Origin of the sequence: Ralstonia sp. RL, from assembly GCF_001683835.1 — a bacterium.
In the GTDB taxonomy this organism is placed as follows: Bacteria; Pseudomonadota; Gammaproteobacteria; order Burkholderiales; family Burkholderiaceae; genus Ralstonia; species Ralstonia mannitolilytica.
Window position 1 is genome coordinate 57,831 of sequence record NZ_LWRX01000130.1, and the last position, 15,634, is coordinate 73,464.

A 15,634-nucleotide genomic window follows, 5' to 3' on the forward strand; every position below is an offset into this window, starting at 1 on the left:
CGCACCAACAAAAAAGACGGCTTCAAGCCGTCTTTTTTGTTGCCCGCGCGGAACGGTTCAAGGCGCCTTCGCGGCAATGGCCGGCGTCTGGACCGACACATCGCCGCATTGCGCGCGATGGCGCAGCGCGTGGTCGATGAGCACCAGCGCCAGCAGCGCTTCGGCGATCGGCGTGGCGCGGATGCCGACGCACGGATCATGGCGGCCGAAGGTCTCGACCACGGCGGGATCGCCTGCCTTGTCGATCGAGCGACGCGGCGTGCGGATGCTCGACGTCGGCTTGATCGCAAGCGATACCGAAATGTCCTGCCCCGTCGAAATCCCGCCGAGGATGCCGCCGGCGTTGTTGCCGACGAAACCGTCCGGCGTCAGCTCGTCACCGTGCTCCGAACCGCGCTGCGCCACGGCATGGAAACCTGCCCCGATCTCGACGCCCTTCACGGCGTTCAGGCCCATCATGGCGTGCGCGATGTCGGCGTCCAGGCGATCGAACAGCGGCTCGCCCCAGCCGACCGGCACGCCGGTCGCCACAACCTCAATGCGCGCGCCGACGGAATCGCCGTCCTTGCGCAGCGCATCCATGTACGTTTCGAGCTCCGGGATGATGTCGGCGTTCGGTGCGAAGAACGGGTTGTTCGGCACCTCGTTCCAGTCGACGAACGGGATCTGGATATCGCCCAGCTGCGACATGAAGCCGTGGATTTCCACGCCAAACTTCTCGCGCATCCACTTCTTGGCCACCGCACCGGCGGCCACCACCGGGGCCGTCAGCCGTGCCGAAGACCGGCCGCCGCCGCGCGGATCGCGGATGCCGTACTTGTGCCAGTAGGTGTAGTCGGCGTGGCCTGGGCGGAAGGTCTCGGCGATGTTGCTGTAGTCCTTGCTGCGCTGGTCGGTGTTGCGGATCAGCAGGCAGATCGGCGTGCCGGTCGTCTTGCCTTCGTACACGCCGGACAGAATTTCGACCACGTCATCTTCCTTGCGCTGGGTGACGTGGCGCGACGTGCCGGGCTTGCGGCGGTCCAGGTCGGGCTGGATGTCTTCTGCGCTGAGCGCCATGCCGGGCGGGCAGCCGTCGATGACGGCGCCGATGGCAGGGCCATGCGACTCGCCGAAGGTAGTGACGGAAAACAGCAGGCCCAGGGTATTGCCAGACATGATCGTGCTCGGAAGAGCGCCGCGGTTGCCGCGGCGCGAAACATCGGAAAACGGATATTGTAAGCCGATCGATCAGCCGCCGATGCCCAGCAGCTCGACCTCGAAGTTCAGCGTGGCGTTGGGCGGAATCGTGCCGGGCACGCCGCGCTCGCCGTAGGCCGTGGCCGCCGGGCACGTCAGCTTGGCCTTGCCGCCCACCTGCATCTTTTGCACGCCTTCGGTCCAGCACGGGATCACGCGTTTCAGGGGAAACGAGATCGGCTGCCCGCGCTTGTAGGAGCTGTCGAACTCCTTGCCGTCGGTCAGCGTGCCTCGGTAGTGCACCTTGACCGTATCGCTGGCCTTGGGCGACGGGCCGGTGCCCTTGGTCAGCGTCTGGACGACCACGCCGGAGGGCAGCGTTTCACTCGACGCGGGCGCGGCAGCCTGCGCTGCAACGGAAGCCAGGGCCAGCGACGAAGCACACATGAGCAGGGAAAGGCGTTTCATGAGCAGATAACGAAAGAGATTGAGGGAGCCGGCAGTGTAGCGAATTGCGCCCCGGCTATCGCCGCTCGCCGCGCAATGCCAGCACGGCTTGCTGCAGGCCTTCCGGCGATACCGCCTGCGCCGGCACCGGTGCGCCAATGCACAGTTCCAGCTTATTGAGGATGCCGCGACGGAATGGGCGCGTCATCGCCGCCCCGCCCTTGCGCGAGAAAAAGCTGCCCCACAGGCCGCGAAGCGCCATGGGCACCACCGGCACCGGCGTGCGTTCCACAATGCGGCGCACGCCTTCCTTGAATGGGTTGATTTCGCCCGTGGCGGTGATCTTGCCCTCGGGGAAAATGCAGACGACCTCGCCTTCGGCCAGCGCTGCCGCAATGCTGTCGTACGCCCGCTGGAGCATCTGCGGATCTTCGTGCTGGGGCGCAATCGGAATCGCCTTGACGGTGCGGAAGAACCACGACAGCACCGGCACCTTGAAGATGCGATGGTCCATCACGAAACGCACGGGCCGGCGGACGAAGGCGCCCACCACCACTGCATCGACGAAACTCACGTGGTTGCACACCAGTAGACACGGCCCTTCATCGGGAATCCGCTCGGCGCCCTCCACCTTCACGCGGTAGACGGTATGGATCAGCAGCCACATCACGAAGCGGATCAGGAACTCCGGCACCAGCGTGTAGATGTAGATCGCCACCACGGCATTCAGGATGCCCGTGACGAGGAACAGCTGCGGAATCGTGAATCCGGCGCGTGTGAGCACCATCGCCAGCACTGCCGAAGCAATCATGAACAGCGCATTGAGGATGTTGTTGGCGGCGATGATGCGGGCGCGGTGCGTCGGCTCGCAGCGGCTCTGGATCAGCGCATACAACGGCACGCTGTAGAAGCCGCCGAACATCGCCAGGAGGAACAGGTCGGCCAGCACGCGCCAGTGGCGGTGGTCCTGCAGGAAGCCGGAAATGCCCGTCAGCACATCGTGCGCAACGAGGGCCTCGGCATGCGAGGCGAAATACAGGTCCACCGCAAACACCGTCATGCCGATGGAGCCGAACGGCACCAGGCCAATCTCGACCGTCCGCCCGGAGAGCTTTTCGCACAGCACCGAGCCCAGGCCGATGCCGACCGAGAACACCGCCAGCAGCAGCGTCACGACGTTCTGGTCGCCACCGAGCACATTGCGCGCAAACGCAAAGAACGATGTCAGGAAAGTCGCCCCGACAAACCACAGCCACGAGATGCCGAGCAGGCTCAGAAACACCGCACGCTGGTTGCTCGCCAGCCTGAGGTTGCGCCAGGTTTCGGAGACCGGGTTCCAGTTGATGCGCAGATCCGGCTGCGAGGCCGGCGACATCGGCACGCCGCGCGCGGTGAGCCAACCCGCCACGGCAATCACCATGCAGGCGATGCCCGTGAGCAGGGGGCCGACCAGCTCGCCGTGGCGCGTGTAGTTGGCGAGTTCACCGCCGCCGATGGTGCCGATGAGGATGGCGACGAAGGTGCCCATCTCGACCAGCCCGTTGCCGCCAACCAGTTCGGCCGATTGCAGATGCTGCGGCAGATACGCGTACTTGACCGGCCCGAACAGCGTCGAATGCACGCCCATCAGGAACGTGCACAGGTACAGCAGTTCGACGTGGCGCAGCGCAAAGCCCGCACACCCGATCGCCATGATGGCGATTTCCAGCGTCTTCACCAGGCGGATCAGCCGCGCCTTGTCCATGCGGTCGGCAATCTGCCCGCTGGTAGCCGACAGCAGCACGAAAGGCGCAATGAAGATGGCTGAAATGAGGAACGCCGCGGAAGCCGGGTCGGCGTTGCCGAACAAGGCGGCGTGGTAGGTCACCAGCGAGGAAAACGCGACCTTGAAGACGTTGTCGTTCATGGCACCCAGGAACTGGGTCCAGAAGAACGGTGCAAAACGACGCTGCTGCAGCAGTGAAAACTGGCTCGATTGGCTCATCGACAGACGATTCGGAGTTCAACAAAAAACCCGCTCGCAACGGCGGGCGGGTTTCAGCGGTGTGCAGTAAAAAGACGGCAGGTCAGTCTTCGTTGGCCTTCTCTTCGGGCCAGTCGCGAATGTACGCCTTGAGCATCCTGTTCTCGAAGCTCTGGTCTTCGAGCACGGCCTTGGCCACATCGTAGAACGAGATCACGCCCATGAGCGTGCGGCTGTCGAGCACCGGCAGGTAGCGCACATGGTGCTCCAGCATGATGCGACGCACTTCGTTGACTTCGGTTTCGGGGGTGCAGGTGACGGGATGGTCGTCCATCACCTTGCGGATGGTGGTGCCGTCGCCGACGGTACCGTTGTTCCTGGCGAGCACCTTGATGATTTCGCGGAAGGTCAGCATGCCGACCAGCTCGCCGTATTCCATGACCACGAGCGAGCCGATGTCTTTCTCGGCCATCGTCTGCACGGCCACCTGGAGTTTGGTTTCCGGTGCCACGGTGTAGAGCGTGTTGCCCTTCACGTGAAGGATGTCGCTGACTTTCATAGTGCGTCTCCCAGGGTATCGGGGTGCCGGTCTGCCGGGGGGGCGACCGCGCGCGGGTTGTGGTTATGGTTGTGTTTCGATCCTAGCCCAAACCGAAGCGCTTCGACAAGCATGCGGCGCAGAAAAAACCTGTCAAAAACCGCGCCCGCTCGGCGTTTGCCCGAGATGCACCGCAACAGGGAGCAGTGCTAGCATGCCCCGTCCAAACCTGCTTCCGCTCCCTTTCGGGGTGCCTCAATCCATGTCCAAAGCCCGCTTCGACACGCTGGCCCTGCACGCTGGTGCCGCGCCCGACCCGGCCACCGGCGCGCGCGCCACGCCCATCCACCTCAGCACGTCGTTCGTGTTCCGCGATAGCGAACACGCGGCGTCATTGTTCAATATGGAACGCGCGGGCCACGTCTACTCGCGCATCTCCAACCCGACCGTGGCCGTGTTCGAGGAGCGCATGGCGGCGCTCGAGAACGGCGTGGGCGCCATCGCCACCGCCTCGGGCCAGGCGGCCCTGCACCTGGCCATCGTCACGCTGATGGGTGCGGGTTCGCATATCGTGGCCTCGTCCGCGCTGTACGGCGGCTCGCACAACCTGCTGCATTACACGCTGCGCCGCTTCGGCATCGAGACGACCTTCGTCAAGCCTGGCGACATCGACGGCTGGCGCGCCGCCATCCGGCCGAACACGCGGCTGCTGTTTGGCGAGACGCTCGGCAACCCGAGGCTCGATGTGCTCGACATCCCGACCATTGCCTCCATTGCGCATGACGCGGGTGTGCCGCTGCTCGTCGATTCGACGTTCACCACGCCGTGGCTGCTGCAGCCCTTCGCACACGGAGCCGACCTCGTCTACCACTCGGCGACCAAGTTCCTCGGCGGCCATGGCACGACCATCGGCGGCGTGCTGGTGGATGGCGGGACCTTCGACTACGTTGCGGCCGGCAAGCATCCCGAACTGACCGAGCGGTACGCGGGCTTTCACGACATGGTCTTCGCCGAGGAAAGCACCGTCGCGCCTTTCCTGCTGCGCGCCCGCCGCGAGGGCCTGCGGGATTTCGGTGCCTGCATGAACCCGATGGCGGCCTGGCAGCTGCTCCAGGGCATTGAAACGCTGCCGTTGCGCATGGCCCGGCACGTGGAGAACACACGCCGCGTGGCCGCCTTCCTGGCGAGCCATCCGATGGTGGCGTCGGTCGCCTACCCGGAGCTCGAATCGCACCCCGACCATGCGCTCGCCAAGCGCCTGCTGCCGCGCGGCAGCGGCGCCGTCTTCAGCTTCGATCTCAAGGGAGACCGGCGTGCGGGCCAGCAGTTCATCGAATCGCTGGGCCTGTTCTCGCACCTGGCCAACGTGGGCGATGCGCGGTCGCTGGTGATTCATCCGGCGTCGACCACGCATTTCCGCATGGACGCAAATGCGTTGGCCGGGGCCGGCATCAGCGAGGGCACGATCCGGCTGTCGATCGGCCTGGAAGATGCCGACGACCTGATCGACGACCTCAAGCGCGGTCTCAAGGCCGCCGAGCGCGCGATGTCCGCCGCGCCCGGCAAGGCCGCGTCCACCACGACCGGAGCCCGCTGATGGAATTCACCGTACAAGGCCAGCGTGCCTACGCCTACACCGGCGGCAAGCCGTTCAACGCCGAACTGCCCTGCGTGGTGTTCGTGCATGGTGCGCAGAACGATCATTCCGTCTGGGGACTGCAGACGCGCTGGTTTGCGCACCACGGCTTCAGCGTGCTGGCGGTGGACCTGCCAGGCCACGGGCGTAGCACCGGCGCCCCGCTGCAGACGGTGGAGGCCATGGCCGACTGGGTAATGGCCGTCGTGCAGGCAGCCGGCGTCACGCAGCCCGTGATCGTGGTCGGGCACAGCATGGGCTCGCTGATTGCGCTGGAGTGCGCTGCGCGATACGCCGATCGCGTGCGCCGTATTGCGCTGGTGGCCACGGCATGGCCGATGAAGGTGTCGGATGCGCTGCTGGACGCGGCGCGCAACAACACCGCGAGCGCCATCGACATGGTGAATGCATGGTCGCATTCCAGCCTGGCCAACAAGCCGTCTGCGCCGGGGCCGGGTTTCTGGATGCATGGCGGCAGCCAGCGGCTGATGGAGCGCGTCGCCCGCGGCTCCGAGGCACCGGTCTTCTACACGGATTTCGCCGCCTGCAACGCTTATGCGCGTGGCGCGGAAGCCATGGCCGCAGTGAAGTGCCCTTCCCTCGTGATCGTCGGCGAAAAAGACCAGATGACGCCCGCGAAGGCCGGCCGCCAGGTCGCCGCGGGCCTGCCTGGGAGCCGCGTGGTAGGGCTGCCCGGCGGGCACGCGATCATGGGAGAATGCCCTGACGGCACACTCGACGCGCTGATCGCCTTTGCGCGCGAACGAGACGCCGTCGCCGCGTAGCCCCGTCACCCACAGGAGACGCACCATGGCCACCACCGACACCCACGGCTTCAGCAGCTTCGCCGAGTTCTACCCCTACTACCTCAGCGAACACCAGGACCGCACCTGCCGGCGCCTGCATTTCGCGGGGTCGACCGTGGCGCTGGTGTGCTTGGTGTTGCTGGTGTTGACCGGCAGCCTGTGGTGGCTGCTCGGCGCCGTCATCAGCGGCTACGGGTTCGCGTGGGTGGGCCACTTCGGCTTCGAGAAGAACCGCCCCGCCACCTTCCGGCACCCGCTCTACAGCCTCGTGGGCGACTGGGTGATGTACCGCGACATGTGGACGGGAAAAATCCCGTTCTGAACCGTCGGTTCAGGCGCTGAGCGCCGCAGCCGCAGGCTGGTCTGCCTCGACCGCTTGCGCCGCAGCCGCGACGCCATGTTCGCCAGCGGTGAAGACGCTCTGCAGGGTGGCATCGAGCGCCGGATTCCGCAGTTGAGCGACCAGCCACCCGGTGTCTCCGAGGTGGCGTGCCAGGGCCGTTCGAGGCAAGCGCGGCAGATTCAGCACCAGCTTTTCATACAGCGGCCGCAGCGTGGTCGTGTGCGCGTCGCACAGCAGGGCCCAGTGGGCATCGCCGCGATCCTGCTGCAGCTTGCCGATCAGGTGCAGCGCCTTGAGCTGGGTCAGCAGATCGGTCAGGTAGTCGGACTCGAGTTGCAGGCGACGGCCGATATCCCGCTCCGCCAGCGTGCGGGGGGCCTGCTCGCGGGCTCGATACAACAGCAGCAGGACGCCCAGCGCGTCGAAGAACTGACTGCCCGGAAACGTGCGCCGCTGCCAATAGCCCCGGCGGATGATCGGCAGCGTCGAGGCGATCGTGGCACCGAGCAGCGTGACGAGCCAGCTGACGTAGATCCAGGTCAGGAAGATCGGTAACGCCGCAAAGGCGCCATACACAGCTGTATACGTGGGGATGTGCGCAACGTAGGCCCCGAAGCCCCGCTTTGCAAACTCGAACGCGACGGCTGCAACTAGGCCTGCCGTCAAGGCATCGCGCCGCTCCACGTAGGTGTTCGGCACAAATACGTAGAGCATCGCAAACGCAATCGCCGACAGCAGAATCGGGATGACGCCGACGATCACGCCCAGCCCGAACGGCAGCTTGTTCACGTAACCCGCCGAAATCGATACCAGGTACGAACTGACCGACAGGCTCGCGCCGATCAGCACGGGCGCGAAGGTCATCAGTGCCCAGAACACCAGCACGCGCTGCGCCAGCGGCCGCCGTTGGCGCACGCGCCAGATGGCGTTGAGCGCGTTCTCCACCGTCAGCATCGTCAGGACCGACGTCACCACCAGACCGATCAGGCCCGCCGCCGTCAGCCCCTTGGCATTGGACGAGAACTGGTTCAGGTACATCAGGATCGGACGGCTGATGTTGCCCGGCACCAGGTTGCTGAACATATAGCCCTCGATGTCCGCGCGAAAGCTCTTGAACATCGGGAACGCCGTGAACAGCGCAAACGCCACCGTCAGAATCGGTACGAGCGACAGCACCGTCGTAAACGTCAGGCTGCCCGCCACCTGCGGCAGGCGGTCCTCGCCCGCGCGGCGCAGCGCATAACGCGCCAGCGCACGCAGCTTGGCGGCATTCCATTGACGAAGCGCTCGGGTGTCAAAAAGCATGAAAAATGAGGCGGGAGGCGGGAATAAGGGGCGCAACTATAATACCGCGACGCTCTCAACGCTTCGTCATGAAAGATATCCTGGTCCTGTATTACAGCCGTCACGGCAGCACGCGCGCATTGGCCGAAGCCATCGCGCAAGGCATTGAAAGCGTCGACGGCGCGCAGGCACGGGTACGTACCGTGCCGGCGGTCTCCGCCGTCTGCGAGGCCACGCACCCCGACGTGCCTGACGACGGCCCACCGTATGTGGACGTCCGCGACCTGGAGGAATGCGTTGGACTGGCACTGGGCTCGCCGACACGCTTCGGGAACATGGCCGCACCGCTGAAGTATTTCCTGGACGGCACCACACCGCAGTGGCTGGCGGGTGCACTGGCCGGCAAGCCGGCGTGCGTGTTCACCTCCACGGGCAGCATGCACGGCGGCCAGGAAACCACCCTGCTCTCGATGATGCTGCCGTTGCTGCACCATGGCATGGTGTTGCTCGGCTTGCCGTATCAGCACAGCGAACTGCTTTCCACCGAGGCCGGGGGAACGCCGTACGGCCCGTCTCACGTCGCGCATCGCGGCGACACCGCGCCGCTCACCGCGCACGAACGCACGCTGGCCACGGCCATGGGCCGCCGGCTTGCACAGACCGCCCTGAAGCTCGCCGCATGAGCACCGCCCACCCTGTCGCCGTCGAGTCTCCAGCCCTGGCACGGCTCAGCGCGGGCAGCCTCATCGCGCTGATCCTGCTGTGCGCTGCGTGGGAGTTGTGGCTCGCCCCCTTGCGGCCCGGCGGCTCGTGGCTCGCGCTCAAGGCGCTGCTGCTGGCGTGGCCGCTGGCCGGCGTGCTGCGCAGGAACCACTACACGATGCAGTGGGCGTCGATGTTCATCCTGCTGTTCTTTACGGAAGGCATCGTGCGCGCCACTTCCGACGTGGGGCTGTCGCGCGCCCTGGCCTGGGGCGAGGTGACGCTCAGCGTGGTCTTCTTCTGCGCGACGATCTTCTACCTGCGCCCCTTCAAGCGCGCCGCCAAGGCCCGCGCGCGCCAACAAACCTGATCGGCCATGACCCACGATGCGTTCCTGCAAGCCTGCGTTGATGCGATTGGCACCGCGCACGTCCTGACCGCGCCGCAAGACCAGGCGCCCTACCTGACGGACTGGCGCAAGCGTTTCACCGGCCGCGCGCGTGCGGTGCTGCGTCCTGCCAGCCCGGACGAAGTCGCGGCGCTCGTGCGACTGTGCGGCGAACACGGCGTGCCGATCGTTCCGCAAGGCGGCAACACAGGCCTGTGCGGCGGCGCCACGCCCGACATGGCCGGCAACGCCGTGGTGATCTCGTTACAGCGTCTGCAGCGTGTGCGTGCGGTCGACCCGGTCAACAACACCATCACCGTGGATGCCGGCTGCATCCTGGCCAACGTGCAGCAGGCCGCGGCCCATGCCGGGCGCCTGTTCCCGCTCAGCCTGGCTGCGGAAGGCAGCTGCACCATCGGCGGCAACCTGGCGACGAACGCCGGCGGCACCGCCGTCCTGCGCTACGGCAACGCCCGCGAGCTCTGCCTCGGCATCGAAGCCGTGCTGCCCAACGGCGAACTGTGGAATGGCCTGCGAGGCCTGCGCAAGGACAACACCGGCTACGACCTGCGCGACTTGCTGATCGGCGCGGAAGGCACGCTCGGCATCATCACCGGAGCGATGCTGAAGCTGTTTCCGCAACCGCGCGCCAAGGTGACGGCGCTGGCGGCGCTGCAATCGCCGCGTCAGGCGCTGGAGTTCCTGTCGCTGGCACAAGGCCATGCGGGCACGCTGCTGACGGGCTTCGAGCTGATGTCGGCGTTCTGCCTGGATCTGGTGCACAAGCACTACCCGCAGCTGCGCGTGCCGTTCCCGCAGCGGTATCCGCAATACGTGCTGCTGGAGCTGTCCGACCTCGAGAGCGAAGAGCACGCCCGCGCGCTATTCGAATCGCTCATGGAAGAAGCGCTCGCGCGCGGTGTGATCGACGACGCGGCGGTGGCCGAATCGGTCGCCCAGTCGCGCGACTTCTGGAACCTGCGCGAGCACATCCCGCTGGCCCAGGCCGAGGAAGGCAAGAACATCAAGCACGACATTGCCGTGCCGATCTCGCGCATTGCAGACTTCATCGACGTGACGGACCGTGCGTTGGCGCAGGCCTATCCGAACATCCGCATGGTGACGTTCGGACACCTCGGCGACGGCAACCTCCATTACAACGTGTCGCCGCCGGAAGGCCATGCGCACGACGCCTTCCTGGCTAACCAGGGCGGCATCAACCGCATCGTGCACGACAGCGTGCACGCGCACGGCGGCTCCATCTCTGCCGAACACGGCATCGGCCAGCTCAAGCGCGAGGACAACGCGCGCTACAAGAGCGCCGTCGAACTGGCCGCCATGCGCGCCATCAAGCAGGCGCTGGACCCGCGCGGCCTGATGAACCCCGGAAAGGTGCTGTAACGCGGCGCCCTCAGTTGAAGTGCCGCCAGACGGCGTTCACGACCGCCAGGGCGATCGTGGCGGCCAGCATCCACAGCAGCAGGCGCGGGACGCCGGTGGGCGGCAGGCGATGATCGGCGCCGCCGGAACGGCCGCCAATGCGGCCGCCCTGGGCCCTGCGGATATACGTGCTACGAGGCGCCCCCGCCGGGCGCCGTGCATGACGCGTGCTCATGTTGTTTCCTCCCTGCCCCAAGACCGTGGCTTCGCCGGCCCTGTTGCCGGCAAAACACAACAGCCCCATGGATCACTCCATGGCAGCCAAACAAGACTCCCCCTTGGTTTCCCGTCTGGTCATCGAAACCGCAAAGCATCCGCCACGCTCGTCGGCGTGCGTCGGCATGTCGTTCCGCGTCGTCGCACGGATTTCGAGTAGACGCGCAATGCTGGAGCACGACGCGATGGCACGAAATGTATCAAGAATCCCCCCCAAAAGGGGGGTACGCATTCCACCTATGACCGTTTGGATGATGCGTGGGAACGACATTTGCGGACCGGATTGGGGCAACCCTGCCATTCGCCTTGTTATGGAGCCGTCCATGCATCCCTCCCTGCCTCACCCGACCCGCCGCGCCCACATCACGCCACCGCAGCCGTCTGAGCAGCCGCCGCATCCGCCGCCGGAAATGCCGCCGCCCGACGAGCCCGCGCACGACCCTGTCCACGACCCCGAACCGAAGACCCCTCCGATCGAGCTGCCGCCGGGCGAAGTCCCTCCGGAAATTCCGCCCCAGCACTGACGCGCGGCGCCAACCCCATCTGTTAGAATCGCGGCCTCCCAGGCAAACCCAGACCGGAGGCCGCGCTGGCACGTCTGGGCAGCCCATGCAGATCTGCCCATAGCTCAGCTGGATAGAGCATCGGCCTTCTAAGCCGACGGTCGGGGGTTCGAATCCCTCTGGGCAGGCCAAGAAAATCAATGAGTTACACAGAAACTCGAGGCAACTCGATTTCGGGACTTTCGCCGTGTAACTGTGTTGTAAGCAAATTCACGAGAGTTCTGGGGACACCCCACCCGAGCCAGCAGAGCGGTGCTGCGCCTGGGCAATCCTGCACGGGCGCACCGGACATCGCGTCCAAGAACATTGTCGTGCCCCTCATTGTCCGAGCGGACCAGCTTTCGCTTGTTGATTGACCGGTACGAACGTCGACGGCGCTGGTTCACCTTCATGTACGGGTTGCAGCGGGGGAGCTGCAGTGACGAACGCGAGCAGGGCAATTTGGGCTTTTGTTAACTTTTAGACCGAACTCCAGCCGCTACGATGGCCGTGGCACCGGCTCCCGTTTCGCGAACATGCGCTCCGCATCTTCCACAAGGCCTTGCAAACGCGTCAGGATGGCGTCCCGGTCGCCCCCATTCAGCAACAGGGTCTCCAGCGCGTGTGAAGCCTCGGTCAACGACACTTCACCCACCACCGCAAAGCCGCCCTTGATGAAATGCAGAGACTTCGCGGCTCGGCCATAGTCCGAGGCCTCGATGGCCGCCCGCGCCTCGCTCACAGACGTTCGGAACGACGAGGTCAGCGCCGACCAGATTTCCTGCGATAGCGGCCTGATGCCTCTGCTCCCACCTTCGACTGGGGCTTGGGCCACTGCATGCTGCATGACAGCTGCCTTGCTTACCGCAATGCCGCTCAATGCTTGCGCAAGCGCCTCGATCGACAACGGCTTGACGAGCATGTCGTTCATGCCGGCCGCCTCGCATGCCAAACGCTCTTCGGCGCTCGCATGCGCGGTCACTGCCAGCACAGGCACGGTCGTCCCCTGATTCCGTAGCGTCCGGCACAGGGCAAACCCGTCCATCCCCGGCATGCTCAGATCGGTCAACACGACGTCGTACTGCGCGGCATTGAATCGCTCCAGTGCTTCGCCGCCGCTTGCTGCGAGTGTGACGTCATGCCCGAGCGTCTTCAGTTGGTCACGCAGCAGCAGACGGTTCACCGGATTGTCTTCTGCGACCAGCACACGCAGTGCTGCGTGAGGTTGGGTGTCGGCCTCCCCAGGCTGTTCTTCGAATGCCTGCATCTTTGGTGCAGACGTGCGCAACGCCTGTAGCAGGTTGCGCAGGCTATAGCTCGACACCACGGTTCGACCGCGCTCGGTCACAGGCTCACGCGGACCATCATCAAGCACATCTACAACGCGCTGGGCACGGCGGACCAACGCATCCTCATCGGCAAGAAGCCAACGCGCGTCGCTGTGATGAATCAGCAGCACGTCGCACTCGCCCGCAAGGTCGGTGGGGCGCGCGCTCACGCGCACGTTGGCACCTGAAGCCTGTAGATGCGGGACAAGCGCCTGCTTCCAGGTCTCGTCCTCACATAGAAACGATACGGACAGGCCTCTGAGCGGCTGCGTCGGGCTTTCGGATGCGGTAGGCGCATCCAGCACCAGCTCTACCGTGAATGTGGAGCCGCTCCCTGGCGCACTCTCTACCCTCACAGCCCCGCTCATCAGTTCTGCAAGCCGCCGGCATAAGGCCAGCCCCAGCCCGGTGCCGCCAAACTGGCGCGTAATGGACGTATCCGCCTGCACGAACGGCTGAAACAGTGCTTCCTGCTTGTCAGCCGAAATACCGATGCCGGTGTCCGTCACGCTGAAGGCGAGTCGAGCCTGCCCGCCTTGTTTGCGCGGCAACTGCACGCCAACCCTGACGGACCCAGCCTGCGTGAACTTGATGGCATTGCTCAGCAAGTTGTTGAGGATCTGTCGCAAGCGCGTTGGGTCGCCCACATAACGTTGTGCGACGGTAGGGTCGATCTGGTAATAGAGCGCAAGCCCCTTCGCTTCGGCAACCGGAAGAAAGACCGCGATCACGGATTCCACAACGTCCACCACGTCAAAAGCGATGGACTCCAGCTGCATCTGGCCAGCTTCGATTTTCGAGAAATCGAGAATATCGTCGATCAACGCAACCAGCGTATGGGACGACGCGGCCACCACATTCAGGCGGTCTCGCTCCACCCCCTGCAAGGCATGCGAGCGTTGAATGAGTTCGAGGTTGCCCAGAATCGCGTTCAGCGGCGTACGGATCTCGTGGCTCATCATCGCCAGGAACGAAGACTTTGCGCGGTTCGCAGCGTCTGCCGCCGCGCGGGCTTCTTCCAACGCACGCTGCGTCTGCTTGCGCGAGGTGATGTCGACAAAGCTGCAAAGCAACGCATCCTCGCCCTGATATTTGGTGGGCAGAAGATCGACGTGCAGTTCAGCCGGCCGGCCATCCGGTCCATCGACTTCGATGTCCTGACTGACGACGGCGGCGGCTTTGGCCTGCCCCGCGCCGTAGGCGTCAAGGAGCCGCCTGTGCAAAGGCTGCCCACCTGCCCGATACTGGCCGGCGACATCGTTCTGCAGCAGCGGGGCGCCGGAGTCGAGCGCCACCAGACTGAGTCCGACAGGCGCAGCACCAATGATGGTGCGGCTCAGGTTTTCGCTTTCGAACACCCGCAAGGACCGCCGGTACGCTGGCTGAAACACGCGGTAGTGAAACAGCAGGACAAAACTCCAGAGCACGGCCAGCACGATGAACAACGCCGCCGCATAGGCAAGCAGCGGCTCACGCAGCGCGTTCAGAATCGTTCGCCACGAATAGGTGTACACCAACACCCAGCCGGTTTCGGAGAGCGGCTCACTGATGGTGAAAATGCCGTCGTGATAACTGCTGTCCGGACGAACCAGCCCGCGCTCCCACATGCGGTCTTTCACAACCTTCGTCGTGAGGGCACGAGCGGCTTCCGTCGACGTGGCTTTGCTGCCGATGCCCTCCAGCAGCACGTCTCCCCCCTTGGACAGCAGCAGCATGTTGCCGTCATAAGGCGCCTGGGCAAGGCGGTCCGCCAGGACCTTCACCGGCAGGTCACTGACGAAGACGATGAAAGGTTTGCCCCCTTCAAACGCAGGCTGCACAAGCTTGAAAACGCTGTCTCCGGTAAACGGGTCGACGTGCGGCGCCACCCAGGTCACCTTGCGTGTTTCCAGCAGGCGGCGATCGACTTCAGGGTCGTTCAGATCGCCAACGTCCTTTGCAAGCAGGTGAATGAGTTCGGCAAGGGAATGCGCCTTGACGTCGCGCATCGGGTCGCCCGAGCGCGGCGGCGGCATGATCGTGATGAAGCGTTCGTCTGGAGAGTAGTAGTAGCCGGTCAACGGCCTGCCGCGCTGCCGAGCACTGGCGCTGGCGGTAAACGCCTGTTCCTCGCTGAACGCCAGGTAGTTGCTGTAGCTCTCTGGGCGCTTCTGCTCGATATCGCCCATCGATAGCTGCGCTTCCAGCTCAGGACTCGCCCTGAGGTAGGCACGGCCACCTTGCATCCTGAAGTCGCGTAGCAGTGCCTCTCGCGCCGGGCGGTGCTCGCTCCAGAGAAACTCGGCGTTGATCACACCGCGCTGCAGCGCTGCCTGCTTCGTCTCAACGTCGATCAGCAGCAGCGCTTTGTGCGTGAGAAAAATCTCTCGCCCGGCGGCAATGTAGTTTGAAACCTTCGCATAGGTCGCGAGCCCGGCGACTCCCACCATCACAAGTGACAGGACAACCGCGCCGCCGAACAACATGCCGCGCTGCATGAGGCCCAGTGCACCAAGCTCTTTGAAACGGGGTACCCGGCGATACCAAGGTTGCGTTTCAGTGGTCATGATCTGTAGGTGGTAGGGATGCCGAACCACTACTTTATTGAAATCGTGCGCGCTGTGCGCATCCAAGCCCGAAAGTTCGTACTTGTCCTACGTGCCGAAGCGATTTCGACTATGTCCTATTAGCGGAGCGCAACAAGGCGCGGAGAATGAACGTTCCCGCAACGTTGGACCGCTCATCATGGATGCCAAACTGGCTGCGCCGACACAGTCTCTCGCACCCATCTCATCGCAATCCGCACAAGCACTGCTGGCGTTTGCGCAGTTGCCCTGCGAACA

14 protein-coding genes and 1 tRNA gene are annotated in these 15,634 nt (G+C 64.8%); 8 read left to right on the forward strand and 7 right to left on the reverse strand.

The window, feature by feature from the left end:
- Positions 1-57 precede the first annotated feature (57 nt).
- The 4 genes from aroC to A6M56_RS12065 all read right to left on the reverse strand — a co-directional run bounded on the left by aroC (position 58) and on the right by A6M56_RS12065 (position 4,148).
- Positions 58-1,158 carry a chorismate synthase gene (gene aroC, locus A6M56_RS12050; protein WP_045787000.1) on the reverse strand — a complete coding sequence of 367 codons (1,101 nt, stop codon included), beginning with the start codon at positions 1,156-1,158 and terminating at the stop codon, positions 58-60.
- A 72-nt stretch (positions 1,159-1,230) separates the two neighbouring features.
- Entirely contained in the window at positions 1,231-1,647 is a 417-nt protein-coding gene (locus A6M56_RS12055) for an FKBP-type peptidyl-prolyl cis-trans isomerase (RefSeq protein ID WP_286758146.1), read from the reverse strand.
- A gap of 55 nt (positions 1,648-1,702) precedes the next feature.
- Positions 1,703-3,610 carry an MFS transporter gene (locus A6M56_RS12060; protein WP_045787002.1) on the reverse strand — a complete coding sequence of 636 codons (1,908 nt, stop codon included), beginning with the start codon at positions 3,608-3,610 and terminating at the stop codon, positions 1,703-1,705.
- Between the two features lie 82 nt (positions 3,611-3,692).
- Complete coding sequence (locus A6M56_RS12065) at positions 3,693-4,148, reverse strand: CBS domain-containing protein (RefSeq protein WP_045787003.1); 456 nt, start codon at positions 4,146-4,148, stop codon at positions 3,693-3,695.
- Positions 4,149-4,389: 241 nt separating this feature from the next.
- On the opposite strand from A6M56_RS12065, the gene A6M56_RS12070 reads away from it, so the two are divergent.
- From A6M56_RS12070 to A6M56_RS12080, 3 genes are read left to right on the forward strand one after another with little or no spacing between them, the layout of a single operon-like run.
- A complete protein-coding gene (locus tag A6M56_RS12070; RefSeq protein WP_045787004.1) occupies positions 4,390-5,724 on the forward strand; it encodes an O-acetylhomoserine aminocarboxypropyltransferase in 1,335 nt (444 codons plus the stop codon).
- Positions 5,724-6,548 carry an alpha/beta fold hydrolase gene (locus A6M56_RS12075; RefSeq protein ID WP_045787005.1) on the forward strand — a complete coding sequence of 275 codons (825 nt, stop codon included), beginning with the start codon at positions 5,724-5,726 and terminating at the stop codon, positions 6,546-6,548. The genes A6M56_RS12070 and A6M56_RS12075 overlap by 1 nt, the downstream gene beginning before the upstream one ends.
- A gap of 25 nt (positions 6,549-6,573) precedes the next feature.
- On the forward strand, positions 6,574-6,891 hold the full coding sequence (locus A6M56_RS12080; RefSeq protein ID WP_045787006.1) for an Mpo1-like protein: 318 nt from the start codon (positions 6,574-6,576) through the stop codon (positions 6,889-6,891).
- 9 nt (positions 6,892-6,900) lie between these two features.
- Here the strand turns inward: A6M56_RS12080 and A6M56_RS12085 are convergent, their stop codons facing one another.
- Positions 6,901-8,217: a YihY family inner membrane protein gene (locus A6M56_RS12085; RefSeq protein WP_045787007.1), complete on the reverse strand. Its 1,317-nt coding sequence runs from the start codon at positions 8,215-8,217 to the stop codon at positions 6,901-6,903.
- Positions 8,218-8,285: 68 nt separating this feature from the next.
- On the opposite strand from A6M56_RS12085, the gene wrbA reads away from it, so the two are divergent.
- From wrbA to A6M56_RS12100, 3 genes are read left to right on the forward strand one after another with little or no spacing between them, the layout of a single operon-like run.
- Positions 8,286-8,879 (forward strand): NAD(P)H:quinone oxidoreductase, encoded by a 594-nt coding sequence (gene wrbA / locus A6M56_RS12090; protein WP_045787008.1) that lies wholly within the window; start codon positions 8,286-8,288, stop codon positions 8,877-8,879.
- Positions 8,876-9,268 carry a DUF2069 domain-containing protein gene (locus A6M56_RS12095; protein ID WP_045787009.1) on the forward strand — a complete coding sequence of 131 codons (393 nt, stop codon included), beginning with the start codon at positions 8,876-8,878 and terminating at the stop codon, positions 9,266-9,268. The genes wrbA and A6M56_RS12095 overlap by 4 nt, the downstream gene beginning before the upstream one ends.
- Positions 9,269-9,274: 6 nt before the next feature.
- Positions 9,275-10,687, forward strand: a complete 1,413-nt coding sequence (locus A6M56_RS12100) for an FAD-binding oxidoreductase (RefSeq protein WP_045787010.1) — start codon at positions 9,275-9,277, stop codon at positions 10,685-10,687.
- Between the two features lie 10 nt (positions 10,688-10,697).
- On the opposite strand, the gene A6M56_RS12105 is transcribed toward A6M56_RS12100, so the two are convergent.
- Positions 10,698-10,901 carry a hypothetical protein gene (locus A6M56_RS12105; protein WP_045787875.1) on the reverse strand — a complete coding sequence of 68 codons (204 nt, stop codon included), beginning with the start codon at positions 10,899-10,901 and terminating at the stop codon, positions 10,698-10,700.
- A 364-nt stretch (positions 10,902-11,265) separates the two neighbouring features.
- Between A6M56_RS12105 and A6M56_RS12110 the strand changes: the two genes are divergently transcribed.
- Together A6M56_RS12110 and A6M56_RS12115 are read left to right on the forward strand one after the other, a co-directional pair.
- A complete protein-coding gene (locus A6M56_RS12110; RefSeq protein ID WP_082076316.1) occupies positions 11,266-11,466 on the forward strand; it encodes a hypothetical protein in 201 nt (66 codons plus the stop codon).
- 93 nt (positions 11,467-11,559) lie between these two features.
- Positions 11,560-11,636 (forward strand) — tRNA-Arg (locus A6M56_RS12115).
- A 347-nt stretch (positions 11,637-11,983) separates the two neighbouring features.
- Here the strand turns inward: A6M56_RS12115 and A6M56_RS12120 are convergent.
- On the reverse strand, positions 11,984-15,358 hold the full coding sequence (locus A6M56_RS12120; RefSeq protein WP_102079859.1) for a hybrid sensor histidine kinase/response regulator: 3,375 nt from the start codon (positions 15,356-15,358) through the stop codon (positions 11,984-11,986).
- Between the last annotated feature and the right edge of the window lie 276 nt (positions 15,359-15,634).